This is a genomic window from Streptomyces lacaronensis (genome assembly GCF_047337785.1).
Taxonomy (GTDB): Bacteria; Actinomycetota; Actinomycetes; order Streptomycetales; family Streptomycetaceae; genus Streptomyces; species Streptomyces lycopersici.
On sequence record NZ_JBLHDK010000003.1, the window covers coordinates 1,429,191 to 1,449,803 of the forward strand.

Sequence of the window (20,613 nt, forward strand, 5' to 3'; positions counted from 1 at the left end):
CATATCGGATATCGGCTCGGTGATTCTCGCCGAGCCCGACCAGACGAGGGCGCCATGTCTTATCCCCCCTACGACAACGGCCCGGAGAACTCCTCCGCACCCGCCCCGCACTCGCCCAGGTCCGCGGCGCACGTACTCCGCGCCCATGACGTCGGTCTGCTGGTCATCCGGCTCGGCGTCGGGCTGGTCGTCGCCGCGCGCGGCGCACAGCACCTCTTCGGCTGGTGGGGTGGCCTGGGCCTCGACAAGACGGCGGTGGCGTTCGCGCAGTTCGGCTATCCGGCGCCCAAGGCCATGGCCGTGATCGCCGGAATCGCCGAGACCTTCGGGGGCCTCGGCCTCGCCGTGGGGCTGCTCACCCCGCTCGCCGGTGCGGCCGTCGCGGGCACGATGGCCAACGCCGTGGCCGCCTCCACACCGCTCGGCTATTTCGGCGGCTTCGAGTTTCCGCTGCTCCTGGGCGTCGGCGCGGCCGGACTCGCGCTGTCCGGCGCCGGCCGGATCTCCCTCGACGCGCTGCTCCCGGTCCTGCGGTCGCAGCGGCTGATCTACGGCATCGCCCTGCTGGTGCTGGCGGCGATCCTGGCGACGGTGACGATCTTGCTCAGCAAGAACTGACAGCGCTCCGGCCGCCAGATGAACACGCGGCGCCGGTTCTCCGTATGGCTCTGTGCGCGTCCTGCCCACGGGGACGCGCGCCGCCCGCACAGGCCGAAACCGAGACCGGAGGCCCCGTTCCATGAATGACCGGTTCATCCCTCCCATCCAGGCGCTGCCGGATGGCGACGCCGAAGTCCGCCTGGTGCTCCATCTGCCCTGGGACGTGGTCGCCGCCCTGGGCCAGGAGGCCGGCCGGCTGGCGGCCCAGACACAGCGGCCGGTGAGCCTCGACGAGGCGGTCAGCCATCGGCTGCGCCACGGGACGGCCCAGACCATCGGCGTCCACGCCAAACCGGAGCGGGAGCGGAACCAGCCCGCGCCCACCGCGCCCCACACCTCGCCCCCGCTGGCGGCCCGCTCCCCCGGTGAGCAGGCCCGGCAGGCGATCGAGAAGATCAACGGCTCGGCGCATCCGCACAACGGCGCCGCGAACGGCGCCGCCGAGTCCACGGCCCCGCAGCACACCACCAGCGCCCCGGATCCGGCCCCGCCCGATGCCCGGGGCATCCTGGAGCGCCCGACGCGTGCCACCGGAACGGTGAACGGCACCGCGACGGAGATGCCGAGATAACACCGGGCCCCGGCCATGGGGAAACGGCCGGAAAGGCCGCGCATACGAGGGTGCCGTCCGGATCGGGACGGCACCCTCGTATGCGCGGCACCCTCGTATATGCGGCACCCTTCACAGACACGTACGAACGAGCCATTCGTCGGAGTTGTACGCGTCTCTCACCGAATCCGGTGCCGTGGCCGGCCTCTCCTCGACCATGTCCTCCACACGAACGCGCTCCGGCAGCGTGCCGAACCTGGCACGCCGCCTGGTCCCGTCGGCATCGGGGGGCCTGGGCTTTTCGGATGTCATGTCATCCTCCTCAGAATCCTCAGAATCGGTCGACGTCGAGGACGGCTTCAGCGAACGTCTCGGGCGCTTCCTGCGGCACGTTGTGGCCGATGCCCTTGAGCGTTCGGTGGTCATAGGGGCCGGTGAACTTGTCCCGGTACGCCGCGCCGTCACCAGCCGGGGTGAAGGGATCCAGCTCGCCGTCGAGGGTGATCGTGGGCACCGTGATGTCGGGCGCGGCCGCCAGGCGTGCCTCGAGCCTGTCGTAGCGTGGGTCGCCCTTGGCCAGGCCCAGCCGCCAGCGGTAGTTGTGCACCACGATGGGCACGTAGTCGGGGTTGTCGAATGCCGCCGCCGTGCGATCGAAGGTGGCGTCGTCGAAGTTCCACGTCGGGGAGACATTGCGCCAGACGAGCTTCGCGAAATCGTGTCGGTACTCCTCGAAACCCAGCGCACCACGTTCGGTCGCGAAGTAGTACTGGTACCACCACGCCCACTCGGCCGACGGTGGCAGCGGCAGCTTGTTCTTCTCCCGGTTGGTGATCAGGTAACCGGTCACGGAGACCAGGGCCTTGCACCGCTCCGGCCAGAGCGCGGCGATGATGTCGGCGGTCCGGGATCCCCAGTCGAAGCCTCCGAACACGGCCTTCTCGATCTTCAGGGCGTCCAGCAGGGCGACGATGTCGAGGGCGATCACCGATTGCTGTGCGTTGCGGAAGGTCTTGGGCGAGAGGAAGCTCGTGGTGCCATGGCCGCGCAGGTGGGGGACGATGACCCGGTAGCCCCGGGCCGCCAGCAGGGGCGCGACCTCCACGTAGCTGTGGATGTCGTACGGCCAGCCGTGCAGGAGGAGGACGGCCGGTCCATGGGCCGGACCGGCTTCGGCGTAGCCGATGGTGAGCTCACCGGCCCTGACCTGCTTCAGCGCCGGGAAGGACCCACTGCCGGTGGGCGACGCCGGCGCCGTCGCCGCCCTGTCGGCGCCCGGCCCGGATGACGATGAGGCCGCTGCCGACGAGGGGCCGCTCAGTCCGGTCAGTGACGCGGCGGCCGTTCCCGCCGCACCCGCGCCGATGGCCTTGCCGAAGGTACGCCTGTCGATCATCTGTGAACCTGAACCGTTTCTGTCCGTGTCGGCAGAGCGGGCGCCGCACGCCCGACTGAGTGCTCTGAGCAGCCATAGTGGTGCTCCGGCGGCTTCGGGGCCTCGGTGTCCGTCCGCAGGCGTCCTTCGGGTTTCCCGCAGTCGCCGCGCTCCGGAGCCGGGACCTCGTCCGATCGCTCCACCGCTGCCCTGGGGCCCGGACCGGCCGACCGCGCCGAGTACCTTTACTCCCGTGAATGCCGACCGCGCTGAACAGGGAGTGGATGCCGTGTCGCGCCTCAGCGTGGTGATCGCCGACGATCATCCTGTGGTCCGTGCGGGCATGCGCGTGCTGTTGTCCCAGGACGATGCCCTGGAGGTCGTCGCCGAGAGCTCCACGGTCCCGGAGACCGTGGAGACCGTGACAAGGCACCAACCGTCCGTGCTGGTCCTGGATCTCACCATGGCCGGGCAATCCAGCCTGCCCTCGATACCGGACCTGCTCGCGGCGTCCCCCGGCACCCGGATTCTGATTCTCACGATGCAGGAGGATCCCGCGTTCGCCCGCGCGGCCCTGCGGATCGGGGCGGCCGGATATCTGCTCAAGGAAGCGGCGGCGGAAGAACTGGTCGGCGCGGCTCGCCAGGTCGCGAAGGGAGCCACATACCTGCAACCCGCCATGGGCGCCCGACTGGCCATCGCGGACAACGGCGCTCCCGGCACCGGTGGAGATGCCGCTTTGACGGCGCGCGAGCTGCAGGTTCTCTCGCTGCTCGCCCTGGGCCACACCAACCAGGAGATCGCGCGGCGTCTCTACGTTTCCGTTCGGACGGTGGAGACTCACCGCGCCAGGATTCGGGACAAGCTCAAAACCGAGACCCGGGCGGAGCTCATCGCGGCGGCTCGCGAGCGCGGACTGCTGGGATGAACGGCTCGCCGCGGGCCAAGGCCGGCCCGATCATGGAGGCCGCCGGTGCGGCGCTGCTCGTCATCGCCTTCGCGATCGAGGTGCTCCAGCAGCAGCCTCGCTGGGTGATGCGGCTCTCCCTCGGCGCGGCCGTCGTCCTCATCATCGCGGCGGCGCTGAACACCGCCGTCCGGCGGGCATGGCTGGCGGCCCTGTGCGGGCTGGCACTCATCCTCGCCGTGTCACAACTGGTTCGCATGACCAAAGAGCCGCTGTTCAACGGCTTGAACATCGTGCCTCTCCTGCTGATCGGCTGCGCCATCATGCTGGGCCGCGGCGCGGTAGCGCGCCGCCGTAGTCTCGCGCGGGAGCGGGCTCAGGCTCGCAGCGACGGCGAGGAACGAGAACGGCGGCGCTGGGCACGTGAGTTGCACGATGAGACGCTTCAGGAACTGGTCGCTGTGCAGATCGTTCTGTCCACCGCCGTCGGCAGCGGCGAGCCCGCCGCCATGAAGGAGGCCATCAACCAGGCGCGCGGCCTGGTCGCGAACCAGATCACATCGCTACGGCACCTGATCGTGGAAATGCGGCCCTTCGCCCTCGACCAGCTCGGCCTCGCGCCCGCCCTCGACACGCTGTGCCGACGTACCGGGGAAACCTTCGGGCTGGAGGTGGAACTGCACGTGGGAGCGGAGTGGAGCGGGCTGGGGGACGAGCTGTCGCCGGAAGCCCAGGCCCACATCTACCGCATTGTGCAGGAAGCGCTGAACAACGCGGTCAAGCACGCCCAGGCCAGCCACCTTCTCGTGGAACTCGACAGCGACGATCACGCGGTCAGGGTGGCGGTCAGGGACAACGGCCGCGGAACGGCCCATCGAGCTTCCACACCGGTCAATCGATCCACGCTCCACACGGTGGTCTCCACAGGTACCGGCCTGTCGGCCATGCGCGAGCGCGGCCACCTGCTGAACGGACACCTCACCGTTGATTCCACCCCCGGTGAGGGAACCCGCGTCTCACTCCTGATACCCCGCCATGGCAAGCGACGTTCCAAGCCGAAGGACTCCGTGACACCATAACGCCGTGCGGGCCGAGGAGTTGGGCTTGCGAAGCTTCTGGGTGTACGACACCCCGATGGTCCACGGCGACCCTTCGTCGCTTTGAGCCTGTGTGCGAAGGCCACCAGCCGCATCAGGCTCGGCATCGGCGTGACCTCACCGGCCCTGCGCTCGGCCCCGGCCGCCGCGAACGGGCTGGCCAGCCTCAACGCCCTGGCACCGGGCCGGATCATCTGCGGGGTCGGCACCGGAAACACCGCCCGGCGCACCCTGGGCATGGGGCCGACCACGGCGGCCAGGCTGGAGAACTTCACCGCCGCACTGCAGGACCTGTGCGCCGGACGTTCGACGGAGTATCGCGAAGGCGCGAACTCCTCATCCAGCCGGTGATCGACCCGCCCACCGAGATGGCCCAGCTCGCGAAACTCCTCACCTGAGCGGACCCGCCCGCCGTGAGGCCGACCTCGACGAGGCCTCCAGGAGCGCCCCCGTAAGGGCGAGATGGCCCTCGAACTGCGCACCGCCGCGGTCGGCACAGGAGGCATCGCGCGCTCCAGCCATCTGCCCGCGCTACGGAACAACCTCTGGTGTCGATGCTCAAGAATGTGGGTTGATCTCGGCTGCGGTCAGGTCTGCAAGGCGTTGTGCGGTGTTGAAGTGGGGGGTGAGACGGGTCTTGGTCATCGCGAAGGAGGTGCCGGTGGCGGTGTCGGCGTAGACGTAGCTGCCGCCACCACCGACCCAGCCGAACGTAGTGGGTGTCTCGTCCGGCCGAGTACCGATACGGCCGAGCGGGTAGCCCAGGGCCATCCGCGCAGGGTTGCCGAAGACCTGATCGGTGCCCTCGAAGGCCACCGCCGTCAACTCCTCGAGCTGGCATGAGTCGATGAGCCGACCATCGAGGACCGCGGCATTCATGGCAGCCATTGCCCGCGCGGTGAAGGTGCCGACCGACGGGATGTCCGCTTGCAGGATCTCGTGGTTGTTGCCCATGGCTGCGGTCGGCCGCATTTCCCAGGGCGCAAGAATGGCATCGCCGTCCGGTGGGGCGACCGGACACGGTGCGGCGTCTTCGAGCCGTGCCAGCCGGGCCAGGTCGGTTTGGGGCACACCGAAATACAGCTCGCCGTCGATGCCGAGTGGCACGGTGACCCAATGGCACAAGAGGTGCCGCATCGGTTTGCCTGTGACCCGGCGTGCGATCTCACCGACCAGGAAGCCGTACGTGAACGAGTGGTACCCCGTCTCGGTACCGGGCCGCCATCGCGGTTCGGCGCCGGCGATCGCGGTGCAGACCCGCGCCCAGTCGGGCAGATCGGCGGGGCCGATGCCACGAGGCATCGTCGGCACGCCGACCGAGTGTGTCAGCACGTGCCGAAGAGTCGCGGTCGCCTTGCCGTGGGCACCGAACTCCGGCCACACATCGACCACTGGTGTGTCGTATCCGACCGCACCGGTCTTTACGAGCAGGTGGGCGATCAGCGACGTCATGACCTTGCCGGCAGAGAAGCTGAAGAACGGAGTCTCCGGGGTCACCCCGCGCCCGGTCCGGCCGTCGGCGACACCGGCGACGGCGTCGACAACAAGAACACCCTGGTGGTGAACGGCGACCTGCAAGCCGGTCTCGGCTCCGGTATCGACGAGTTCGTCGAGGACGCTTTGGACCTTGTGCCGCAGCGAGGGCATCATCGTCACCGGCTCGGCCACGCGTAGCGAGTCTGGCTGGACGTCGGCAGCTTGCCGAAAGCGAAGCCGACAGTCGGCGCGACTCGATACAGCCAAGGTTTCACGCCTTGCGCTCCTGACCACCCGTGGTGAAGCACATGCCACCCAGACTCCAAGCCGCCAACAAGGGCGTCACGTGCGGTCGCCCGTCAGGCCGCACCGTGGAAAGCCAGAACACTTCCGCCTCACCGAGGACCGCCAACGCCGACGCCCACGGCGTGGCCTGCGCGCCTGGAGACGAGAACGGCCCCAGCACAGCATCCGGTTCGCTGTCCACCATGTCACATCCTCAATGAGGCATGCCCGGCCGAGCGGCACTGGTGAAGCAGTGCCGACAACCCGACCCATCATGCCCTCCAGCAGGCGTTACGTACCGCCTTTGATGACCGGAACTCGCCGAGAAATTCATCGGTCGGCGCGCGCGCCAGCAAGCTGCTGCCGCGTAGCTCACCTGCTCGCAGTCCAGGGTTCTCCTCCAACCCGTCGTCGCGGCTGGTCACCCAACAGCTCGCCAGCGACGAAGCACCGATCGACCACACCCCCTCATGACGACGCCCACCATCGACGCACACGTCCGCCTCGACACCCAGCCCCGGCACTCCAGCGCCGTGACCGCCACACTCACCGGCGCCCGGCACGATCTGGCCCGCGGCCCGCCGACCGCCCACGGCTTCGAAGCCCTTGACGACCACACCCTGGTCATGGCCCGCATCGACCGCGAGGAGCCCCGTTGGGCCGAGAGGGCCGCCCGAGCCCTGACACGGGGAGAAGCACCTGCGCCAGGCAGCGGATACCTTCGGCTCGCCCGCCCGGGCCCTGGCATCCTTCGAACGCATCCATGGCGACACCATGCGCCCCGGACCCGCGCCGATGACCGACACCGAGCGCGAGGCCGCCGAAGCCCGCACCTCCCTCGGCACACCACGAGCGGCGGTGGCGGCCGCCCGGTGCATTGCGCGCGCCTGGCAGCCATGATTGGCTCGCCCGGTGAATCTTCTGTTGACGGCGAGTGGCCTGCGTAACGCGACGCTGCGGGATGCGCTGCGGGACCTGCTGGGAAAACCGTTCAATTCGGCGAACGTCGTATACATTCCCACGGCATCCGTCGCCGAGCCCGGTGACCACGGGTGGTTCGTCGCGAGTATGAGCCGGCTGCACGGCCTCGGCTGGCGGGAGTTCGACATTCTGGAGCTGAACGGCCTGCCTCGGCAGATGGTGCTTGACCGGCTGCTGCACGCCGACGTCGTTTATGTCGAGGGCGGCAGTCACTACCATCTCGCGCGCAGCATCACCGGCAACGGTCTGGCCGAGGGCTTCCTGGAAGCCCTGGAGAGCCGCGTCTATGTGGGGATGAGCGCTGGATCGATGATCTTCAGCCGGAATCTCACCGAACATTCCGCCGACGTCATCGGGGATGCCGCGGACCTGCACGTGCTCGGCGCCACCACGGTGGAGCCGCCGTTCGGTCTCTTCGACTGGTATCTGAAGCCGCATCTGCACTCGCCGGACTTCCCGGAGCGGGACGACGCCTGGGCTGATCGCATCGTCGAGCGGGCGGACTTCCCGATCTATTTCATCGACGACGACACGGCTATTCGCGTCAGTGACGATAAAGTGGACGTCATCTCCGAAGGCCGGTGGCGGTTTCATCCGTGACTCAACGGACGATGCGGCGCCTCAGTGCCTATTTCCGGCTGGTGCACTTCAAGCAGGAAGTGCCTGCTGACGTCATCCGCGCGAAGTGCCGCCCCTACATGGACCACGGCTGACCGATCCGGCGGACCGAACGCATGGTCAACAGCGACTTCTCCATCGTCGCCCAGTACCAGGACGAGTTCCGCGACATCGCCGTCGAACGCGGAGAAGGGCGAAAGCTGAACGTCCGAAGGCGGGCCGTCAAGCCCGCCTGGGCCCAGATGATGGCCGCGCGCCGTCGCAAGACCCTGGTCGTCCGCCGCGTCCGCCGTGAGGACATTCACTCTTCCGGCTTCCAGGCGAAGTCGGTGGCGGGTTCGGTGGCGTAATGGGCCATTACTTGGATGTTCGCCTGTGGAGTCAATGCCTGGCCGCCGGCGATCATGTCCCGCAGGTCTCGGAAGTACTGCACGTACAGGTCTGGCGTGAAAGTGCTGAGCATGACGGCCGGTTGGTCGGTCATGTTGGCGAAGGTGTGCGGGGCTCCGGGCGGGACCATCACGAGCGTGCCGGCGGTCGCGTCGTAGTCCCTTTCTCCGACCGTGAACCGCACCGTGCCGGAGATGATGTAGAAACCCTCGTCGTGCTGGGCGTGGCGGTGCTGCGGCGGTCCGGGCGTGTGCGGCGCGAGGACGGACTCGGCGAGCCCGAGGCGGTGCCCGGTGTTGCTGCCGTCTTCGAGGACGCGCAGTCGCGTGGTGCCCAGGAAGATCGTCTCACCGTCGCCCGGACCGATCACCGATACGGCGGGCTCGGCCATCAGCTCACTGGCCTTCGGTTCTTCAGTCATGCCTTGATTCCACTGTCAGGCACTGCGGCTGTCCAAGACTCATTCTGAGTTCTCGATACCGTACGGGTATCGTCGCACCATGGAGCTGCGCACGCCGCGCTATTTCGTGGCGGTCGCCGAGGAACTCCGCTTCGGCCGGGCCGCCGGCCGGCTGCATATGAGCCGGCCGCCGCCGAGCCGGGCGATCAAGCGCCTGGAGACCGAGGTCGGCGCCACGCTGTTCGACCGCTCCTCCGCCGGTGTCACGCTCACTCCGGTGGGAGCGGTACCGTTCGACGAGGCGCGCGCCCGCGCCCTGCTCGACCAAGCCACCGGATACGCGTACGCGTGGCTGCGGCGGCGGGCGCCGCGACCATCACCGTGGGCGTCCTGGGTGACAGTACCGACCCTGGCGCGACCCGGCTGGCCGACGGCCACCACCGGCGGCACCCGCGCGTCGAGGTGCACATCCGCGAGACCGACTTCACGACTGAGCGCCTCACCGGTGGGCACGCCGACACGAACAGCTCAATCGTCATACCGCGCACGACCATCAGTCATCGATCCACACGATCTGATGACGCGGCCCGGCCGCCCGCCGCAGAAATCCGGTTCACGAAGTCCACGACCAGGTCGCAGAAGGCCGTGGGTTGCTCCAGTGGCGCGAGGTGCCCAGCTCCGGGGAGGACCACGAGATCGCCCGCGTCAAGCTCGCGGGCGAGGTCCTCGCCTCCGTCGAAGAAGTCGGGTAGGTCATGCTCACCGACGCCCACGACCGCCGGGACGGAGAGTGCACGCAGCGCGGCCGGGTCCTTGCCGAGCGGGTCCTGCGCCTGGGCGGGCTCGCCGTACGCCAGCCGCGACTGCAACTGGTGGCGCATCATGCGAGCCGCGTGCGCTGTCACGTCGGGGGAGGCGCCCTCGTGTATCCACGCTTCGAGTCCCGCCAGTACGGCTGCGTCGACGTCGTTGGCCTTCAGCGCCGTCCTTTCCCTGTCCCACGCTGTCTTGAGGCGCGGGGAAGGTGCCTGGTCGTGGGGCCGGTAGCCCACCAGGACCAGGCCGTCGACCCGGTCGGGCACGGTCACCGCCGCTTGGAGGGCCACCAGCGCGCCGAGCGAGTTCCCGGCCAGCACGAAGCGGTCGATTCCGCGGTGGGCGAGAGTCTCGAGGACGTCCTGCCACGGCGCGACCTCATACCGGCCGTCGACGATCGCCTCACCATGTCCGGGCAGGTCCAGGGCGATCGGCCGAAAGCCGGCCTCGGCGAGCAGGGGCAGGTGGGCACTCCACATGGTCCGGTCCGTGGGACGGGCGTGGAGCAGCACCACGGTACGTCCGTGGCCTGCCTCATCAGCGGGCAACAGCATCAGTGAAGTCCTTGCGGGAGTGGGGGGAGGGGCGAGCCGTCGCGAGGGGGCGGCTGCCATGCGGAGTTGGTGAGTTCGTCGATCTCGTGGGTGTTCAGGCGCAGCTTCGCAGCGGCGGTGTTGTCCTCCAGGTGGGCGACCTTGGACGTGCCGGGAATAGGCAGCACGACCTCGGAGCGGGCCAGCAGCCAGGCGAGGGCGACCTGGGAGGGCGTGGCGGCGTGTGCGGCGGCGATACGGTCGACCGGCCCGCCGGACCGGGCCAGTTCACCGGCGGCCACCGGCGCCCAGGTAATGAAGCCGATGCCCTCGCGCGTGCAGTAGTCGAGCACGTCGGCCGAGCCGCGGTCGGTGAGGTTGTAGCGGTTCTGGACGGTGACGATGTCGACGACCTGGCGTGCCCGCTCGATCTGGTCGACGCTCACCTGGGACAGGCCGATCTCGACGACTTTTCCTTCGTCCTGGAGGTCCTTCAGTTCGCCGACCTGGTCCTCCAGCGGGACCTTCGGGTCGACGCGGTGCAGCTGGAAGAGGTCGATGTGGTCCAGGCCCAGGCGGCGCAGGCTCATCTCCGCCTCCTGGCGCAGGTATTCCGGACGCCCCACGGGCGGCCACGCCTTGGGGCCGAGGCGCACCAGTCCCTGAGTGGTCTGGATCACGTCGGGCCCGTTGCGGGTGAGACCGGCCTTGGTCGCGATGAGAACGTCGTCCGGGTAGGGGTGGATGGCCTCCCGGATGATCTCCTCACTGACGTACGGGCCATAGGAGTCGGCGGTGTCGATCAGCTGTACGCCGAGTTCGACGGCGCGACGGACCACACGAACGCACTCCTGGCGGTCGTCGGGTTCGCCCCACACACCGAGTCCGGTGAGCCGCATGGCACCGAAGCCCAGGCGGGCGACCTTCTTTCCGGCGATCTCGAAAACGCCGGAGGCGTGGGCAATCCGTTCGGTCATGAGGGCTCCCGCGTCATCACGTTGGCGGCAAGGACGTCCTGGGCCGAGCCGGAAGAGATGGGTCGTGGCGGCTTCGTCGAGCCGCAGTGCCCGGGCGATTGCCTGGAGCACCTGCTCGGACGGGTGCGGTTCTCGACCCTGTTCCAGCCGGATGTAGTAGTCCGTGCTCACCCCGGCAAGCAGCGCCACTTCCTCCCGGCGAAGACCAGGCACCCGCCGGGTGTCCCCGTCGGGGAACCCGACATCCCGCGGCCTGGTCGTGTCGCGGCGAACCCGCAGGTAGTCACCCAGCTCGTTGTCTCCGTCCATGCGGACCAGGCTAGGCGGGACAACGGGCGGGTGGCTGGGTGCGATGGACCCACCCAGCCCGGTCAACCTCTCTTCACGCCGACAGTCGAAGGACCGTGGTCGCGGCCAGGTCCTTGCCGCATGGCAGGGATACCGGCATGCGACGGGTGCCCATGCTGGATCGACGCTGGATTGAGCCCCGAATCGGGCGGTCATCGCAGGCAGAGTCGGCCGCTTTGCCACGGCGCATCCGCACGGTGGCGATCACCGGCCGGGAGGCGGGGGTGTAGACCGTGGCGAGCAGGGGGTGCAGGGTGCGGATGCCCTTGAAGCGGCCGTACCAGCCGCACCACCCGGACCAACCCCGCACGGGCGATCACATTCACCTCATCGAACGCAGCGGAGACCGCCGCCCGGATACGGGGTTCATGGGCGGGTGGCCCAGCGGCAGAGGGTCCGGGCGCGTCGCTCGCGCCTGCCGGCGTCGACGAAGCCACATCCGGGAACCTCACTCTTCGGCGATCCATCGGGCGAGGGAGATCAGGGTGGCTTCGACGCTGTTCGTCATGTAGTCGCGGAGTGTGTCGAGGTCGCCGCGGGTGGTGCCCAGCACCGGGTCGAGGCGGAGGAGTTGCCAGGACTGCTCCACGACGGTTCCGCGTCCCTGGGGGTGGAAGGTCCAGCTCCACCGCACGATGCCGTCTTCGGCCCCGCCGACCACGAAGGTGAAGGCGTTGCCGGGGTCGGCTCGTACGACCTGGGAGCGGGTGGTCCATTCCCTGCCGTCCTTCCGATTGAGGCCGCTGAACCAGGCGCCGACCCGAGGGCCGGCGCCCTGGTCGAACGTAACGTCGGTCGCGTTGGGGCTCCAGCGGCCGATCGCGGACACATCACTGACCAGGTCATAGACCCGGGCGGGTGCGGCATCGACCCATGCGCGTCTGGTGAAGGCGAAGGCTGATGCGTCCAGAGCCTCGAAGAGGTCGTGTTCGCTGGTGGTGGCGCTCAAGGCGTCCTCCTGGGTGCGTGCGGGATGGTGCCGGGTCGGCTCCGCCCACGTCACCATCAGTTCTGCCGGGGAGCCAGACCCGATGGTGCCTATCCACAGCTGGGGCAGGCTGTGCGTTTGCAGTCGGCCCATACTCGGATCCATGACCGGAAAATCGCAGCTCGGGGACTTCTTGCAGGCGCGGCGCTCCCAGCTGCGTCCTGAGGATGTCGGGGTGCCCACCTACGGCGAGCGTCGGCGTGTGCCGGGTCTTCGGCGCGAGGAGTTGGCGCTGCTGGCGGGTGTGAGCGCCTCCTACTACACCCGGCTGGAGCAGGGGCAGTCGCTGAGCGCGTCCTCTGAGGTGCTGGACGCGATCGCCGGGGCTCTGCGGCTGGACGATTCCGAGCGGCGGTACCTGCACGACCTGGCTCGGGCGGACAGGCAACGCACTCGGGGCCGGCGGCCCGCGCCGGAGCGGGTGACGGAGGCGACGGCTCAGCTGCTGGACGTGCTGGCGGACGTTCCCGCGATCGTGCTCGGCCTGCGCAGTGACGTGCTGGCGTGGAACCGCCTGGGTCACGCGCTGTTCGCCGGGCACCTGGACCGGGGCGCCCCGGATCTGTCGGGGCAGCGTCCCAACATGGCCAGACTGGTGTTCCTCGACTGTCATACCCGCGACCTGTACGCGGACTGGCCGAGCAAGGCCAGGGCGGTGGTGGGGAACCTGCGCCTGGTGGCGGCCCGGCATCCGCAGGACACCGCGTTGCACGCGCTGCTGGGTGAACTGAGCGCCAAGAGTTCTGAGTTCTCCTCGATGTGGGCCGACCATCGGGTCAAGGCGTGCACCGTCGCTACCTATGAGATGCGGCACCCGCTGGTCGGCCCGCTGAGCGTCGTTCAGCAGACCCTGAGCCGCGGGCCGGGCCCCAACATGGTGGTTGCCACCACGGAGGCGGGCTCGCCCTCCCGGGCCGCGCTGGCCCTGCTCGCCCAGGCCATCACCCAGAACACCGTCCCGGCTGACCCGGCGCGGAGGGGGCCCCGGGCCGGCACTGCCTGACCTCACACAACGTCACCGGGCGCTCGACCGGTACCGGCGAGCACCCGTCCCACCCGGGTACGGCCGACGACCGGCCGCCGCCCGGAGCAGCTCCGGGGTCACATGGCCCCGGAGCAGAGCCCACCTGCCCAACCCGCGCGTCGGCGTGTTGCTGCCGCATGCCCGAAAACCAGTGAAGGAACCATGCTCAAGAAGCTCTCCATGTCCGCTGTATCAGCGGCCGTCCTTGTCGCGGCCGCTGCCGCAGCGCCCACTCCGGCATCGGCGTCGGCCGAGTCCGCCCCGCTGAGCGGCGCGCGGATCGCCGCGCACTTCGATCTGACCAAGGGGCAGACGCCGGAGAACGTCGCCCTGGCACCGGGCGGCACCACGTACGTCACCTTCGCCCAGGGCCGCCAGGTCGCCAAGGTCTCCCCCAACGGCACGTCCCGGATCCTGGCCACCCTGCCTCTGCCCGCCGACGGCGGTATCCACACCCCAGTCATGGGCTTCCCGCTGACCGTCGGGATCGTCCGTGCCCACGACGGCACCCTGTACTTCCTGTACGCCACCGGAACCGCCGACCTCACCGGCGTGTGGCGACTGCGCCCCGGTGGCAAGCCGCGGCGAATCGCCGCACTACCCGCCAACGGCCTGCCCAACGGCCTGGCACTGGACCCGCGTACCCGCACCCTCTACGTCACCGACTCCGTGCTCGGCACCGTCTGGAGCGTGCCCACCACCGGCGGCACCCCCACCGCCTGGTCCACCGCCCCCGAACTCGCCCCCGCCGGCTTTCTCGGCGCCAACGGCCTGAAGATCCACAACGGGGCGGTTTGGGCCACCAACCTCGACAAGGGCACCGTCGTGCGCATCCCCATCCTCCGGGACGGGCGCGCCGGTTCGGTCCGGACCGAGGCCACCGGTCTGCCGGGGATCGACGACTTCGCCTTCACCGGCCGCGGAAACCAGCTGCTGGCCGCCCTCAACGGCCCCAGCCAGGTCGCCCTCGTCCAGCCCGACGGCAGCCACTCCACCGTGCTGACCCAGGCCGACGGCCTGCAGAACCCCACGTCCATCGCCCTGAGCGGCAACACCGTCTACGTGACGAGCGCCGCCTATATCACCGCCCAGGACCCCAACCTGATCCTCGCCCACCTGAACCGCTGAGCGTCGCGGGCACCGACCCGCCGAGGAGTCGCACCGGCTCGTCCCCCCGGCGACCGCGTCCTCGTCGACGGGCCGCCCCGCCATGCCACCCCGAGCACTCCAAGCCCCGCGCACCGAACGGAGAAGCACCATGCAGGACACCCATGAGATCACCCTGGGCGATGTCACCATCACCCGGATCGAGGAGATGCACGGGCCGATCATGCCCACGGACCAGTTCTTCCCGGAAATGCCCGAACAGGCATGGAAGGACCAGCGTGCCATGCTCGTGCCCGACCACCTGGGCGCCGACGACGCCATGGTCCACGTCGCCATGCAGACCTGGCTGGTGCGCAGCGAGGGCAGGACCATCCTGGTCGACACCGGCGTCGGCAACGACAAGCCCCGCCCGGCCGTCGCCGCGTGGGACCACCTGCGGCTGGACTACCTCGGCAACCTGTTGGCCCGTGCGGGTGTGCGGCCCGAGGACGTCGATCTCGTGGTCAACACCCACCTGCACGTCGACCACGTCGGCTGGAACACCCGCCTGATCGACGGCGCCTGGGTACCCACGTTCCCGAACGCCACCTACCTGATGCCCAAGGCCGACTTCGAGTTCTGGAACCCGGCGAACAACCCCGACATCGCCGGCGGCGTCAACGAGAACGTCTTCGAGGACAGCGTCGCCCCCGTACACGCCGCGGGTCAGGTGCAGCTGTGGGAGGAAGGCCACACCATCGACGCGCACCTGCGCCTGGAAGCAGCCCCCGGCCACACCCCCGGCTCCAGCATCGTCACGCTGACCTCCCGCAGCGACCGGGCCCTGTTCGCCGGCGACCTGATACACACCCCCTTGCAGGTCACGCACCCCGACCAGAACAGCTGCTTCTGCCACGACCCGGCCCAGGCCCGCACAACCCGCCGCAGGCTGCTCGGCTGGGCCGCCGACACAGGCGCCCTCGTCCTGCCCGCCCACTTCAGCGGCCACAGCGCCCTCGAAGTCGAGCACAAGGGCAGCGGTTTCACGATCAAGAAGTGGGCGCCGATCACGAGGTACTGACCCCGACTCCACCCCGCCGCCGCTCCGGCCAACCTCGGAGCGGCGGCACCCACATGAGCAACCAGCAGCCAGGAGATCCGAGACGGCACCCGCCGATCCCGCCACCGTCACCACCACCTCAGGCCCTGTCCACGGTCGCCGGCACGGACACGGGACTGTCTTCCTCGATGTCCCCTACTCCGCACCGCCCGTCGGACGCAGGCGTTTCGCCGCGCCGAGCCCGCACCAACGGTGGACCGGAGTCCGTGGACGCGACACGGCCGGGACCGACCGCGCCCCGGCCCACCCGGGACTCCTCCGGCGCCCCTCGACATGTAGCCCTGCTTCGGCCCGGGCCGGCCGCGCGGCGACGACTACCTCACGGTGAACATCTGGGCCCCGCAGCCGGACGGGCCGAACCGGCCGGTCATGGTGTTCGTGCACGGCGGAGGGCTCGTTGCGGGCTCCGGCCGTGCACCGCTCTACGACGGAACCTGGCCCCGCGGGGACTCCTGGCGAACACCACCGATGCCGAACCGGCCGGGGCCACATCCACCGGGACCTGATCACCTCCACTGATCGTCCGCCCCGGACCAGCAGACACTTCACCGGCGTCCGGGCGCGCTCACCCCTCGCCAGGGCGCACCACGACGGCTTCGACCTCGATCCGTCCGCTGTGCTCGAAGCGGAGGGTGAAGGGCACCACGTCTCCCCTCCTCCAATGCGCCGTGACCGGGACGGTCACATCACTGGTCTCCGGTGACATGTCGAGGGCGCCGCCCGCCGGAACCGGCAGTGACTCCGTGGCCTGCCGGTACGCGGCGCCTCTTCCGGTCATCCGGTGGCGGCTCAGGGAGATCTCCCCGGTGACCACCGAGGAGGTGACCCCGACCAACCGGTCCCGCGCACCGCCCGTGTTGGTGATCCGGAAGAACGCCGCGGTCTTCGGCAGGTCCGGCGACGGCAGGAAGAGCCGTGCCTCGGTGACGCCGATCCGCGGGGGGCTGCCCGCGTTGCCCTTGGCGGTCCACGCGGCGAGGCCACCCAGCGCGAGGACACAGGCGCAGACCGGAGCGACCACGGCCAGCAGGGAGTCCCTGATCCGACGAGGGCTGGGCAGCGTCCAGGAGGCGTTTGTCATCGGGCGGTTCTCCACCTCGGTGTCGGGCGACAGATCCGGGAATGCAGTGCGCAAGCGGCGGCGACGGGCGTCACCGTGGCATCCTGGCCACAGGACGGGAGGGACGCCTGCCGGTCGTCGACGGCTGCCAGACGCGCAGGCGGAGGCTGTTGCCGACCACGAGCAGTGAGCTGGCGGACATCGCGGCGGCGGCGAGCATGGGGTTGAGCAGTCCGACCATGGCCAGCGGCACGGTCACGAGGTTGTAGCCGAACGCCCAGAGCAGGTTGGCCCTGATGGTGCTCAGAGTGGTGCGGGCGAGGCGGATGGCGTCCGCCAGGGCCTCGATGTCTCCGCGGACCAGGGTCACGTCGGAAGCTCCGATGGCCACGTCCGTGCCTGTGCCCATCGCGATGCCCAGGTCGGCGCCGGCCAGGGCGGCCGCGTCGTTGACCCCGTCTCCGACGACGGCGACCCGGTGGCCGCTCTCCCTCAGCTCACGCACGAGGTCGGCCTTGGCCTCGGGCGTGCACCGGGCGTGTACCTCCTCGATGCGCACGTGGGCGGCGACCGCTCGGGCGGGCGCCTCGTGGTCGCCCGTGGCGAGCACCGGCCGTACTCCCAAGCGCTTCAGCCGGTCCACGGCCCGGTAGCTCTCAGGTCTGAGTACGTCGCCGACCTCGATCAGCGCCTCGGTGACGCCGTCGACGCGGACCATGACCGTGGTGCGGGCGCTCGCCTCGGCGGCCTTGAGCGCCTCGGCGAGTGCCTCGGGCAGGGCCTCGTCCGGTGCCAGCACCTCCACCAGCCTGCCGTCGACCCGGCCGCGCACGCCCCGGCCCGGCAGGGCGGTGAAGTCGGCCGTGTCCGGAAGTGGCTGTCCGGACGCGGCCCGCCGTGCGTACGCGGTGACAGCGCGTCCGAGGGGATGCTCGGAACCCTGCTCGACCGCGCCCGCGAGCCGGACCGCCGGCTGTTCGCCGACGCCGTCCGGCACGGCCGTGACCCGGACGACGCTCATATGCCCGGAGGTGAGGGTGCCGGTCTTGTCGAGCACCACGGCATCGATGTGCTGGAGGCCCTCCAACGCCCGCGGGCCACTGACCAGAACGCCCAGTTGAGCCCCGCGTCCCGTCGCGGCCATCAGCGCGGTCGGGGTCGCCAGCCCCAGGGCACAGGGGCATGCCACGACCAGCACGGCCACGCACGCGGTGATCGCGGCCTGGGGTTCCGCTCCGGCGCCGAGCCAGAATCCGAGCACGGTGGCGGCCAGGGTGAGCACGACCGGTACGAAGACTCCCGCGGCCCGGTCGGCCAGCCGCTGTGCTTTCGCCTTGCCTGCCTGGGCCTCGGTCACCAGCCGGGCGATACGGGCCAGTTTGGTATCCGCGCCGACGGCGGTGGCCCGGACCAGTAGCCGACCGCCCGCGTTGACGGCACCGCCGACGACGGGTTCACCCGGGCCGACCTCGACGGGCTCGCTCTCCCCGGTGACCAGCGCGAGATCCACCGCCGAACTGCCCCCGGTGACGACCCCGTCCGTGGCCACACGTTCACCCGGCCTGACGACGAAGATCTGCCCGACCCGCAGTTCCTCGACGGGGACCAGACGCTCGCCCGCGGCGTCCCGTACGGCCACTTCCTTGGCCGTCAGCCGTGCGAGCGAACGCAGAGCCGCACCGGTGCCCCGCCGCGCCCTCGCCTCCAGACAGCGGCCCGCCAGGACGAACAGGGGTACGCCGACCGCCGCCTCGAGGTAGATGTGGGCGACACCGTCCGAGGCCATGGGCATCAGGCTGAACGGCATCCGCATGCCGGGGTCGCCCGCCCCACCGAGGAACAGCGCGTAGGAGGACCACGAGAACGAGGCGGCCACACCGAGCGAGACGAGGGTGTCCATGGTGGCCGCCGAGTGCCGCAGCCCGGATACGGCCCTGCGGTGGAAGGGCCAGGCTCCCCAGACCGCCACGGGCGCGGCGAGCACGAAGCACAGCCACTGCCAGTTGCGGAACTGCCACGCGGGCACCATCGACAGGACCAGCACCGGCAGCGCGAACAGTGCGGTGACGACCAGCCGGTCCCGTTCGCGGCCGGGCCCGTCCATGGAGTCGTCGCCCGCTGCCTGCCGCGTGTCCCGGCGGGGCGGCTCGGGGAGCGCGGCCGTGTACCCCGCGCCCTGGACCGCCTCGACGAGTTGCTCGACACTCATCTCGCGCGGGTGGTGTACACGGGCTCGTCCGCTCACCAGGTTCACCGTCGCGGTGACCCCGTCCAGCCTGTTCAGCTTCTTCTCGACCCGCCTCACGCAGGCGGCGCAGGTCATGCCACCGATCATCAGGTCGGTCCCCACCTGCACAGAGGCCGGTTCCGTGGCCATCAGTGCCCGCCTCCGTGGCCCATGTCCATGTCTCCCATCTCCGGCTCACCGCCGTGTTGTCCGCCCTCCGAGCCACCTCCCACCGTCCCTGGGCCATGCATACCGGGGGCGACGGGCCCCACGTGGGCGCCCACGGCGTAGGAGGCCGTGAACACGAGGGCGAGCAGCAGAAGGAAGCCGCACAGGGCGGGCGGTGGCAGCGCGCGGGGCGGCCGCGTCTTGCTTCGGGCGGGTTCCCGTCTGGTGTGTGCCATGTGCCAGTCTTTCGATCGCGTCACCGGATTCCGCCGGTCCGGTACAGAGGGTCGGTTCGATCGACGGGCCCGTTCCAGGCGATCGGCGTGATGCGCGTCTCATCAGGTTTACGCCTGGCGTCGCTCTGGCCATCGGGCAACACCTTGTATGCCATGTTCCGCAGGCCGCCGTACGACCCCGGCCCCCGCCGGTTCACACCAGCAGGACGAACATGCCCCGCCATGCCCAGCGCCATGGCGGCATGGCACCCGAGCCCCAGGGCCCCGGCAGCCCATGTCCCTCCCCATGGCCCGCCATCGAACCGGAGGAGTCCCATGGCCGCGACCATCCAGGCCATGGCCCCCATCATCACGGCGTGCGGCCAGGTGGCGAGTACCGCCCTGCTCCGGGAGCGGCCACCGTGACCGTCCTTCATAGGAGCAGTGTGAACGTCACCGCCATCCCCAGTGCCATCGCGCCGTGGCAGCCGAGATCGAACGCGTCGCGCTCGGCCGGTGCCGAGGGGTGCCGCGACCCGGTGGTGCCGTCGAGCCGGGCGGCGTCGAAGCCCCGCGCCAGCCACCTCAGGGCGAGCAGAAGGAGCAGCCCGGCCAGCAGTCCGGCGGTCAGTCTCGGGCCGGTTCCGGTGAGGGTCATGGTCGCGGTGCCGGAGCCGCCGGACATGTCCATCCCGGGCATGTCGTCCATGCCGTCGGAGCCGCCGTGTCCCCGCATCGAGGAGGACGAGACCATCGCGGCGGCCATCCAGGCCATCGCGCCCATCATCGCCATATGCGGGAGGGCATCCGACAACGCGCGCGTGCGGGAGAGAGGAGCGGGGCGGGCCAGGGCCACCCCCGCGAACCACACCCCGCCCAGCGTGAACAGGACGGTCTGCGGCTGGGCGGGAACGTCCATGCCCCACGGCCAGACCATCGCCACCATGGCGAAGGCCATCACCGCGTGCAGCAGATGTGCGACTCTCCCGGCGGCGCCCGGTCCGCCACCGGCGCGTTCGGGTGTAACGGCGCGCCGCACAGCGGAGAGGGCGGGCACGAGGAACAGTACGGTCAGGATCCAGCGCAGCCCCGTCGCGGCAATCATCGGACCACCGCCGCGCGACGGCGCTCAGGAACGTCCGGCGATGTCGCCCGTTCCTCGGGCGTGGTCGGCCTGTCGGGCATCGCTGAACCTCTCTCGAGTAGTGCGGAGACCGTGATCACCCTTCCGTCCAGGAGTGGGACAGCCTGTTATCGCGGTTCCGCGGTGTGCGCAGAGCGACGGGGGTCAGGGGGTGGCGAGACCGGCGAC

General features: G+C 70.0%; 22 protein-coding genes and 5 pseudogenes. 13 read left to right on the forward strand and 14 right to left on the reverse strand.

The window, feature by feature from the left end; all coding sequences use genetic code 11:
* Window positions 1-54 precede the first annotated feature (54 nt).
* Together ACMTAK_RS06700 and ACMTAK_RS06705 are read left to right on the forward strand one after the other, a co-directional pair.
* Window positions 55-618 (forward strand): DoxX family protein, encoded by a 564-nt coding sequence (locus ACMTAK_RS06700; protein ID WP_413805313.1) that lies wholly within the window; start codon window positions 55-57, stop codon window positions 616-618.
* A 121-nt stretch (window positions 619-739) separates the two neighbouring features.
* Window positions 740-1,231, forward strand: coding sequence for a hypothetical protein (locus ACMTAK_RS06705; protein WP_413805314.1), 492 nt, complete (start codon window positions 740-742; stop codon window positions 1,229-1,231).
* Between the two features lie 310 nt (window positions 1,232-1,541).
* Here the strand turns inward: ACMTAK_RS06705 and ACMTAK_RS06710 are convergent, their stop codons facing one another.
* Complete coding sequence (locus ACMTAK_RS06710) at window positions 1,542-2,606, reverse strand: alpha/beta fold hydrolase (RefSeq protein WP_413805315.1); 1,065 nt, start codon at window positions 2,604-2,606, stop codon at window positions 1,542-1,544.
* 232 nt (window positions 2,607-2,838) lie between these two features.
* Here ACMTAK_RS06710 and ACMTAK_RS06715 point away from each other — a divergent pair, with 232 nt between their 5' ends.
* The 3 genes and pseudogenes from ACMTAK_RS06715 to ACMTAK_RS06725 form a co-directional block, all read left to right on the forward strand.
* The gene (locus tag ACMTAK_RS06715) at window positions 2,839-3,513 is read left to right on the forward strand and encodes a response regulator (RefSeq protein ID WP_413805316.1); all 675 of its coding nucleotides are present in this window, start codon (window positions 2,839-2,841) and stop codon (window positions 3,511-3,513) included.
* Between the two features lie 32 nt (window positions 3,514-3,545).
* Window positions 3,546-4,571: a sensor histidine kinase gene (locus tag ACMTAK_RS06720; protein ID WP_413805317.1), complete on the forward strand. Its 1,026-nt coding sequence runs from the start codon at window positions 3,546-3,548 to the stop codon at window positions 4,569-4,571.
* Window positions 4,572-4,626: 55 nt separating this feature from the next.
* Window positions 4,627-4,916 (forward strand): annotated as a pseudogene (locus tag ACMTAK_RS06725) (LLM class flavin-dependent oxidoreductase); the annotation flags it as partial.
* 231 nt (window positions 4,917-5,147) lie between these two features.
* Here ACMTAK_RS06725 and ACMTAK_RS06730 read toward each other — a convergent pair.
* From ACMTAK_RS06730 to ACMTAK_RS06740, 3 genes and pseudogenes are all read right to left on the reverse strand, one after another.
* Window positions 5,148-6,245 carry a serine hydrolase domain-containing protein gene (locus ACMTAK_RS06730; protein ID WP_413812813.1) on the reverse strand — a complete coding sequence of 366 codons (1,098 nt, stop codon included), beginning with the start codon at window positions 6,243-6,245 and terminating at the stop codon, window positions 5,148-5,150.
* A gap of 94 nt (window positions 6,246-6,339) precedes the next feature.
* A pseudogene (locus tag ACMTAK_RS06735) lies at window positions 6,340-6,555 on the reverse strand (pyridoxamine 5'-phosphate oxidase family protein); the annotation flags it as partial.
* Window positions 6,556-6,622: 67 nt separating this feature from the next.
* Complete coding sequence (locus ACMTAK_RS06740) at window positions 6,623-6,967, reverse strand: hypothetical protein (protein ID WP_413805318.1); 345 nt, start codon at window positions 6,965-6,967, stop codon at window positions 6,623-6,625.
* Between the two features lie 295 nt (window positions 6,968-7,262).
* On the opposite strand from ACMTAK_RS06740, the gene ACMTAK_RS06745 reads away from it, so the two are divergent.
* Entirely contained in the window at window positions 7,263-7,931 is a 669-nt protein-coding gene (locus ACMTAK_RS06745; RefSeq protein WP_413805319.1) for a Type 1 glutamine amidotransferase-like domain-containing protein, read from the forward strand.
* A 134-nt stretch (window positions 7,932-8,065) separates the two neighbouring features.
* A complete protein-coding gene (locus tag ACMTAK_RS06750; protein WP_413805320.1) occupies window positions 8,066-8,299 on the forward strand; it encodes a hypothetical protein in 234 nt (77 codons plus the stop codon).
* Here the strand turns inward: ACMTAK_RS06750 and ACMTAK_RS06755 are convergent.
* Window positions 8,251-8,760, reverse strand: a complete 510-nt coding sequence (locus ACMTAK_RS06755) for a cupin domain-containing protein (RefSeq protein ID WP_413805321.1) — start codon at window positions 8,758-8,760, stop codon at window positions 8,251-8,253. The two genes, ACMTAK_RS06750 and ACMTAK_RS06755, sit on opposite strands and share 49 nt — an antisense overlap.
* A 79-nt stretch (window positions 8,761-8,839) precedes the next feature.
* On the opposite strand from ACMTAK_RS06755, the pseudogene ACMTAK_RS06760 reads away from it, so the two are divergent.
* Window positions 8,840-9,228 (forward strand): annotated as a pseudogene (locus ACMTAK_RS06760) (LysR family transcriptional regulator); the annotation flags it as partial.
* A 68-nt stretch (window positions 9,229-9,296) separates the two neighbouring features.
* Here the strand turns inward: ACMTAK_RS06760 and ACMTAK_RS06765 are convergent.
* The 5 genes and pseudogenes from ACMTAK_RS06765 to ACMTAK_RS06785 all read right to left on the reverse strand — a co-directional run bounded on the left by ACMTAK_RS06765 (window position 9,297) and on the right by ACMTAK_RS06785 (window position 12,494).
* Entirely contained in the window at window positions 9,297-10,109 is an 813-nt protein-coding gene (locus ACMTAK_RS06765; protein WP_413805322.1) for an alpha/beta fold hydrolase, read from the reverse strand.
* Window positions 10,109-11,065, reverse strand: a complete 957-nt coding sequence (locus ACMTAK_RS06770) for an aldo/keto reductase (RefSeq protein ID WP_413812814.1) — start codon at window positions 11,063-11,065, stop codon at window positions 10,109-10,111. Before ACMTAK_RS06770 ends, ACMTAK_RS06765 begins: the two co-directional genes overlap by 1 nt.
* Before the next feature lie 66 nt (window positions 11,066-11,131).
* A pseudogene (locus tag ACMTAK_RS06775) lies at window positions 11,132-11,374 on the reverse strand (helix-turn-helix domain-containing protein); the annotation flags it as partial.
* A gap of 73 nt (window positions 11,375-11,447) precedes the next feature.
* Window positions 11,448-11,723: a hypothetical protein gene (locus ACMTAK_RS06780; RefSeq protein WP_413805323.1), complete on the reverse strand. Its 276-nt coding sequence runs from the start codon at window positions 11,721-11,723 to the stop codon at window positions 11,448-11,450.
* Window positions 11,724-11,861: 138 nt separating this feature from the next.
* The gene (locus tag ACMTAK_RS06785) at window positions 11,862-12,494 is read right to left on the reverse strand and encodes an SRPBCC family protein (protein WP_413805324.1); all 633 of its coding nucleotides are present in this window, start codon (window positions 12,492-12,494) and stop codon (window positions 11,862-11,864) included.
* Between the two features lie 10 nt (window positions 12,495-12,504).
* On the opposite strand from ACMTAK_RS06785, the gene ACMTAK_RS06790 reads away from it, so the two are divergent.
* The 5 genes and pseudogenes from ACMTAK_RS06790 to ACMTAK_RS06810 all read left to right on the forward strand — a co-directional run bounded on the left by ACMTAK_RS06790 (window position 12,505) and on the right by ACMTAK_RS06810 (window position 16,150).
* A complete protein-coding gene (locus ACMTAK_RS06790; protein ID WP_413805325.1) occupies window positions 12,505-13,404 on the forward strand; it encodes a helix-turn-helix domain-containing protein in 900 nt (299 codons plus the stop codon).
* 183 nt (window positions 13,405-13,587) lie between these two features.
* A complete protein-coding gene (locus ACMTAK_RS06795; protein WP_413805326.1) occupies window positions 13,588-14,553 on the forward strand; it encodes an SMP-30/gluconolactonase/LRE family protein in 966 nt (321 codons plus the stop codon).
* Between the two features lie 130 nt (window positions 14,554-14,683).
* On the forward strand, window positions 14,684-15,592 hold the full coding sequence (locus ACMTAK_RS06800; protein WP_413805327.1) for an MBL fold metallo-hydrolase: 909 nt from the start codon (window positions 14,684-14,686) through the stop codon (window positions 15,590-15,592).
* A 160-nt stretch (window positions 15,593-15,752) separates the two neighbouring features.
* Window positions 15,753-15,959 (forward strand): annotated as a pseudogene (locus tag ACMTAK_RS06805) (carboxylesterase family protein); the annotation flags it as partial.
* Window positions 15,956-16,150, forward strand: a complete 195-nt coding sequence (locus ACMTAK_RS06810; RefSeq protein WP_413805328.1) for a carboxylesterase family protein — start codon at window positions 15,956-15,958, stop codon at window positions 16,148-16,150. The pseudogene ACMTAK_RS06805 and the gene ACMTAK_RS06810, both read left to right, overlap by 4 nt.
* A gap of 46 nt (window positions 16,151-16,196) precedes the next feature.
* Here ACMTAK_RS06810 and ACMTAK_RS06815 read toward each other — a convergent pair whose 3' ends face one another.
* From ACMTAK_RS06815 to ACMTAK_RS06830, 4 genes are all read right to left on the reverse strand, one after another.
* Window positions 16,197-16,712 (reverse strand): copper chaperone PCu(A)C, encoded by a 516-nt coding sequence (locus tag ACMTAK_RS06815; protein WP_413805329.1) that lies wholly within the window; start codon window positions 16,710-16,712, stop codon window positions 16,197-16,199.
* A 70-nt stretch (window positions 16,713-16,782) separates the two neighbouring features.
* Window positions 16,783-19,068, reverse strand: coding sequence for a heavy metal translocating P-type ATPase (locus ACMTAK_RS06820; protein WP_413805330.1), 2,286 nt, complete (start codon window positions 19,066-19,068; stop codon window positions 16,783-16,785).
* Entirely contained in the window at window positions 19,068-19,322 is a 255-nt protein-coding gene (locus ACMTAK_RS06825) for a hypothetical protein (protein WP_413805331.1), read from the reverse strand. Before ACMTAK_RS06825 ends, ACMTAK_RS06820 begins: the two co-directional genes overlap by 1 nt.
* A 412-nt stretch (window positions 19,323-19,734) precedes the next feature.
* A complete protein-coding gene (locus ACMTAK_RS06830; protein WP_413805332.1) occupies window positions 19,735-20,406 on the reverse strand; it encodes a DUF5134 domain-containing protein in 672 nt (223 codons plus the stop codon).
* Window positions 20,407-20,613 lie beyond the last annotated feature (207 nt).

Coding starts and splice junctions, on each gene's coding strand:
- ACMTAK_RS06710 (WP_413805315.1), bottom strand. CDS start 2,606: ATGATCGACAGGCGTACCTTCGGCAAGGCCATCGGCGCGGGTGCGGCG.
- ACMTAK_RS06820 (WP_413805330.1), bottom strand. CDS start 19,068: ATGGCCACGGAACCGGCCTCTGTGCAGGTGGGGACCGACCTGATGATC.
- ACMTAK_RS06700 (WP_413805313.1), top strand. CDS start 55: ATGTCTTATCCCCCCTACGACAACGGCCCGGAGAACTCCTCCGCACCC.
- ACMTAK_RS06795 (WP_413805326.1), top strand. CDS start 13,588: ATGCTCAAGAAGCTCTCCATGTCCGCTGTATCAGCGGCCGTCCTTGTC.
- ACMTAK_RS06770 (WP_413812814.1), bottom strand. CDS start 11,065: ATGACCGAACGGATTGCCCACGCCTCCGGCGTTTTCGAGATCGCCGGA.
- ACMTAK_RS06815 (WP_413805329.1), bottom strand. CDS start 16,712: ATGACAAACGCCTCCTGGACGCTGCCCAGCCCTCGTCGGATCAGGGAC.
- ACMTAK_RS06790 (WP_413805325.1), top strand. CDS start 12,505: ATGACCGGAAAATCGCAGCTCGGGGACTTCTTGCAGGCGCGGCGCTCC.
- ACMTAK_RS06705 (WP_413805314.1), top strand. CDS start 740: ATGAATGACCGGTTCATCCCTCCCATCCAGGCGCTGCCGGATGGCGAC.
- ACMTAK_RS06825 (WP_413805331.1), bottom strand. CDS start 19,322: ATGGCACACACCAGACGGGAACCCGCCCGAAGCAAGACGCGGCCGCCC.
- ACMTAK_RS06785 (WP_413805324.1), bottom strand. CDS start 12,494: ATGGGCCGACTGCAAACGCACAGCCTGCCCCAGCTGTGGATAGGCACC.
- ACMTAK_RS06755 (WP_413805321.1), bottom strand. CDS start 8,760: ATGACTGAAGAACCGAAGGCCAGTGAGCTGATGGCCGAGCCCGCCGTA.
- ACMTAK_RS06800 (WP_413805327.1), top strand. CDS start 14,684: ATGCAGGACACCCATGAGATCACCCTGGGCGATGTCACCATCACCCGG.
- ACMTAK_RS06750 (WP_413805320.1), top strand. CDS start 8,066: ATGGTCAACAGCGACTTCTCCATCGTCGCCCAGTACCAGGACGAGTTC.
- ACMTAK_RS06720 (WP_413805317.1), top strand. CDS start 3,546: ATGGAGGCCGCCGGTGCGGCGCTGCTCGTCATCGCCTTCGCGATCGAG.
- ACMTAK_RS06830 (WP_413805332.1), bottom strand. CDS start 20,406: ATGATTGCCGCGACGGGGCTGCGCTGGATCCTGACCGTACTGTTCCTC.
- ACMTAK_RS06765 (WP_413805322.1), bottom strand. CDS start 10,109: ATGCTGTTGCCCGCTGATGAGGCAGGCCACGGACGTACCGTGGTGCTG.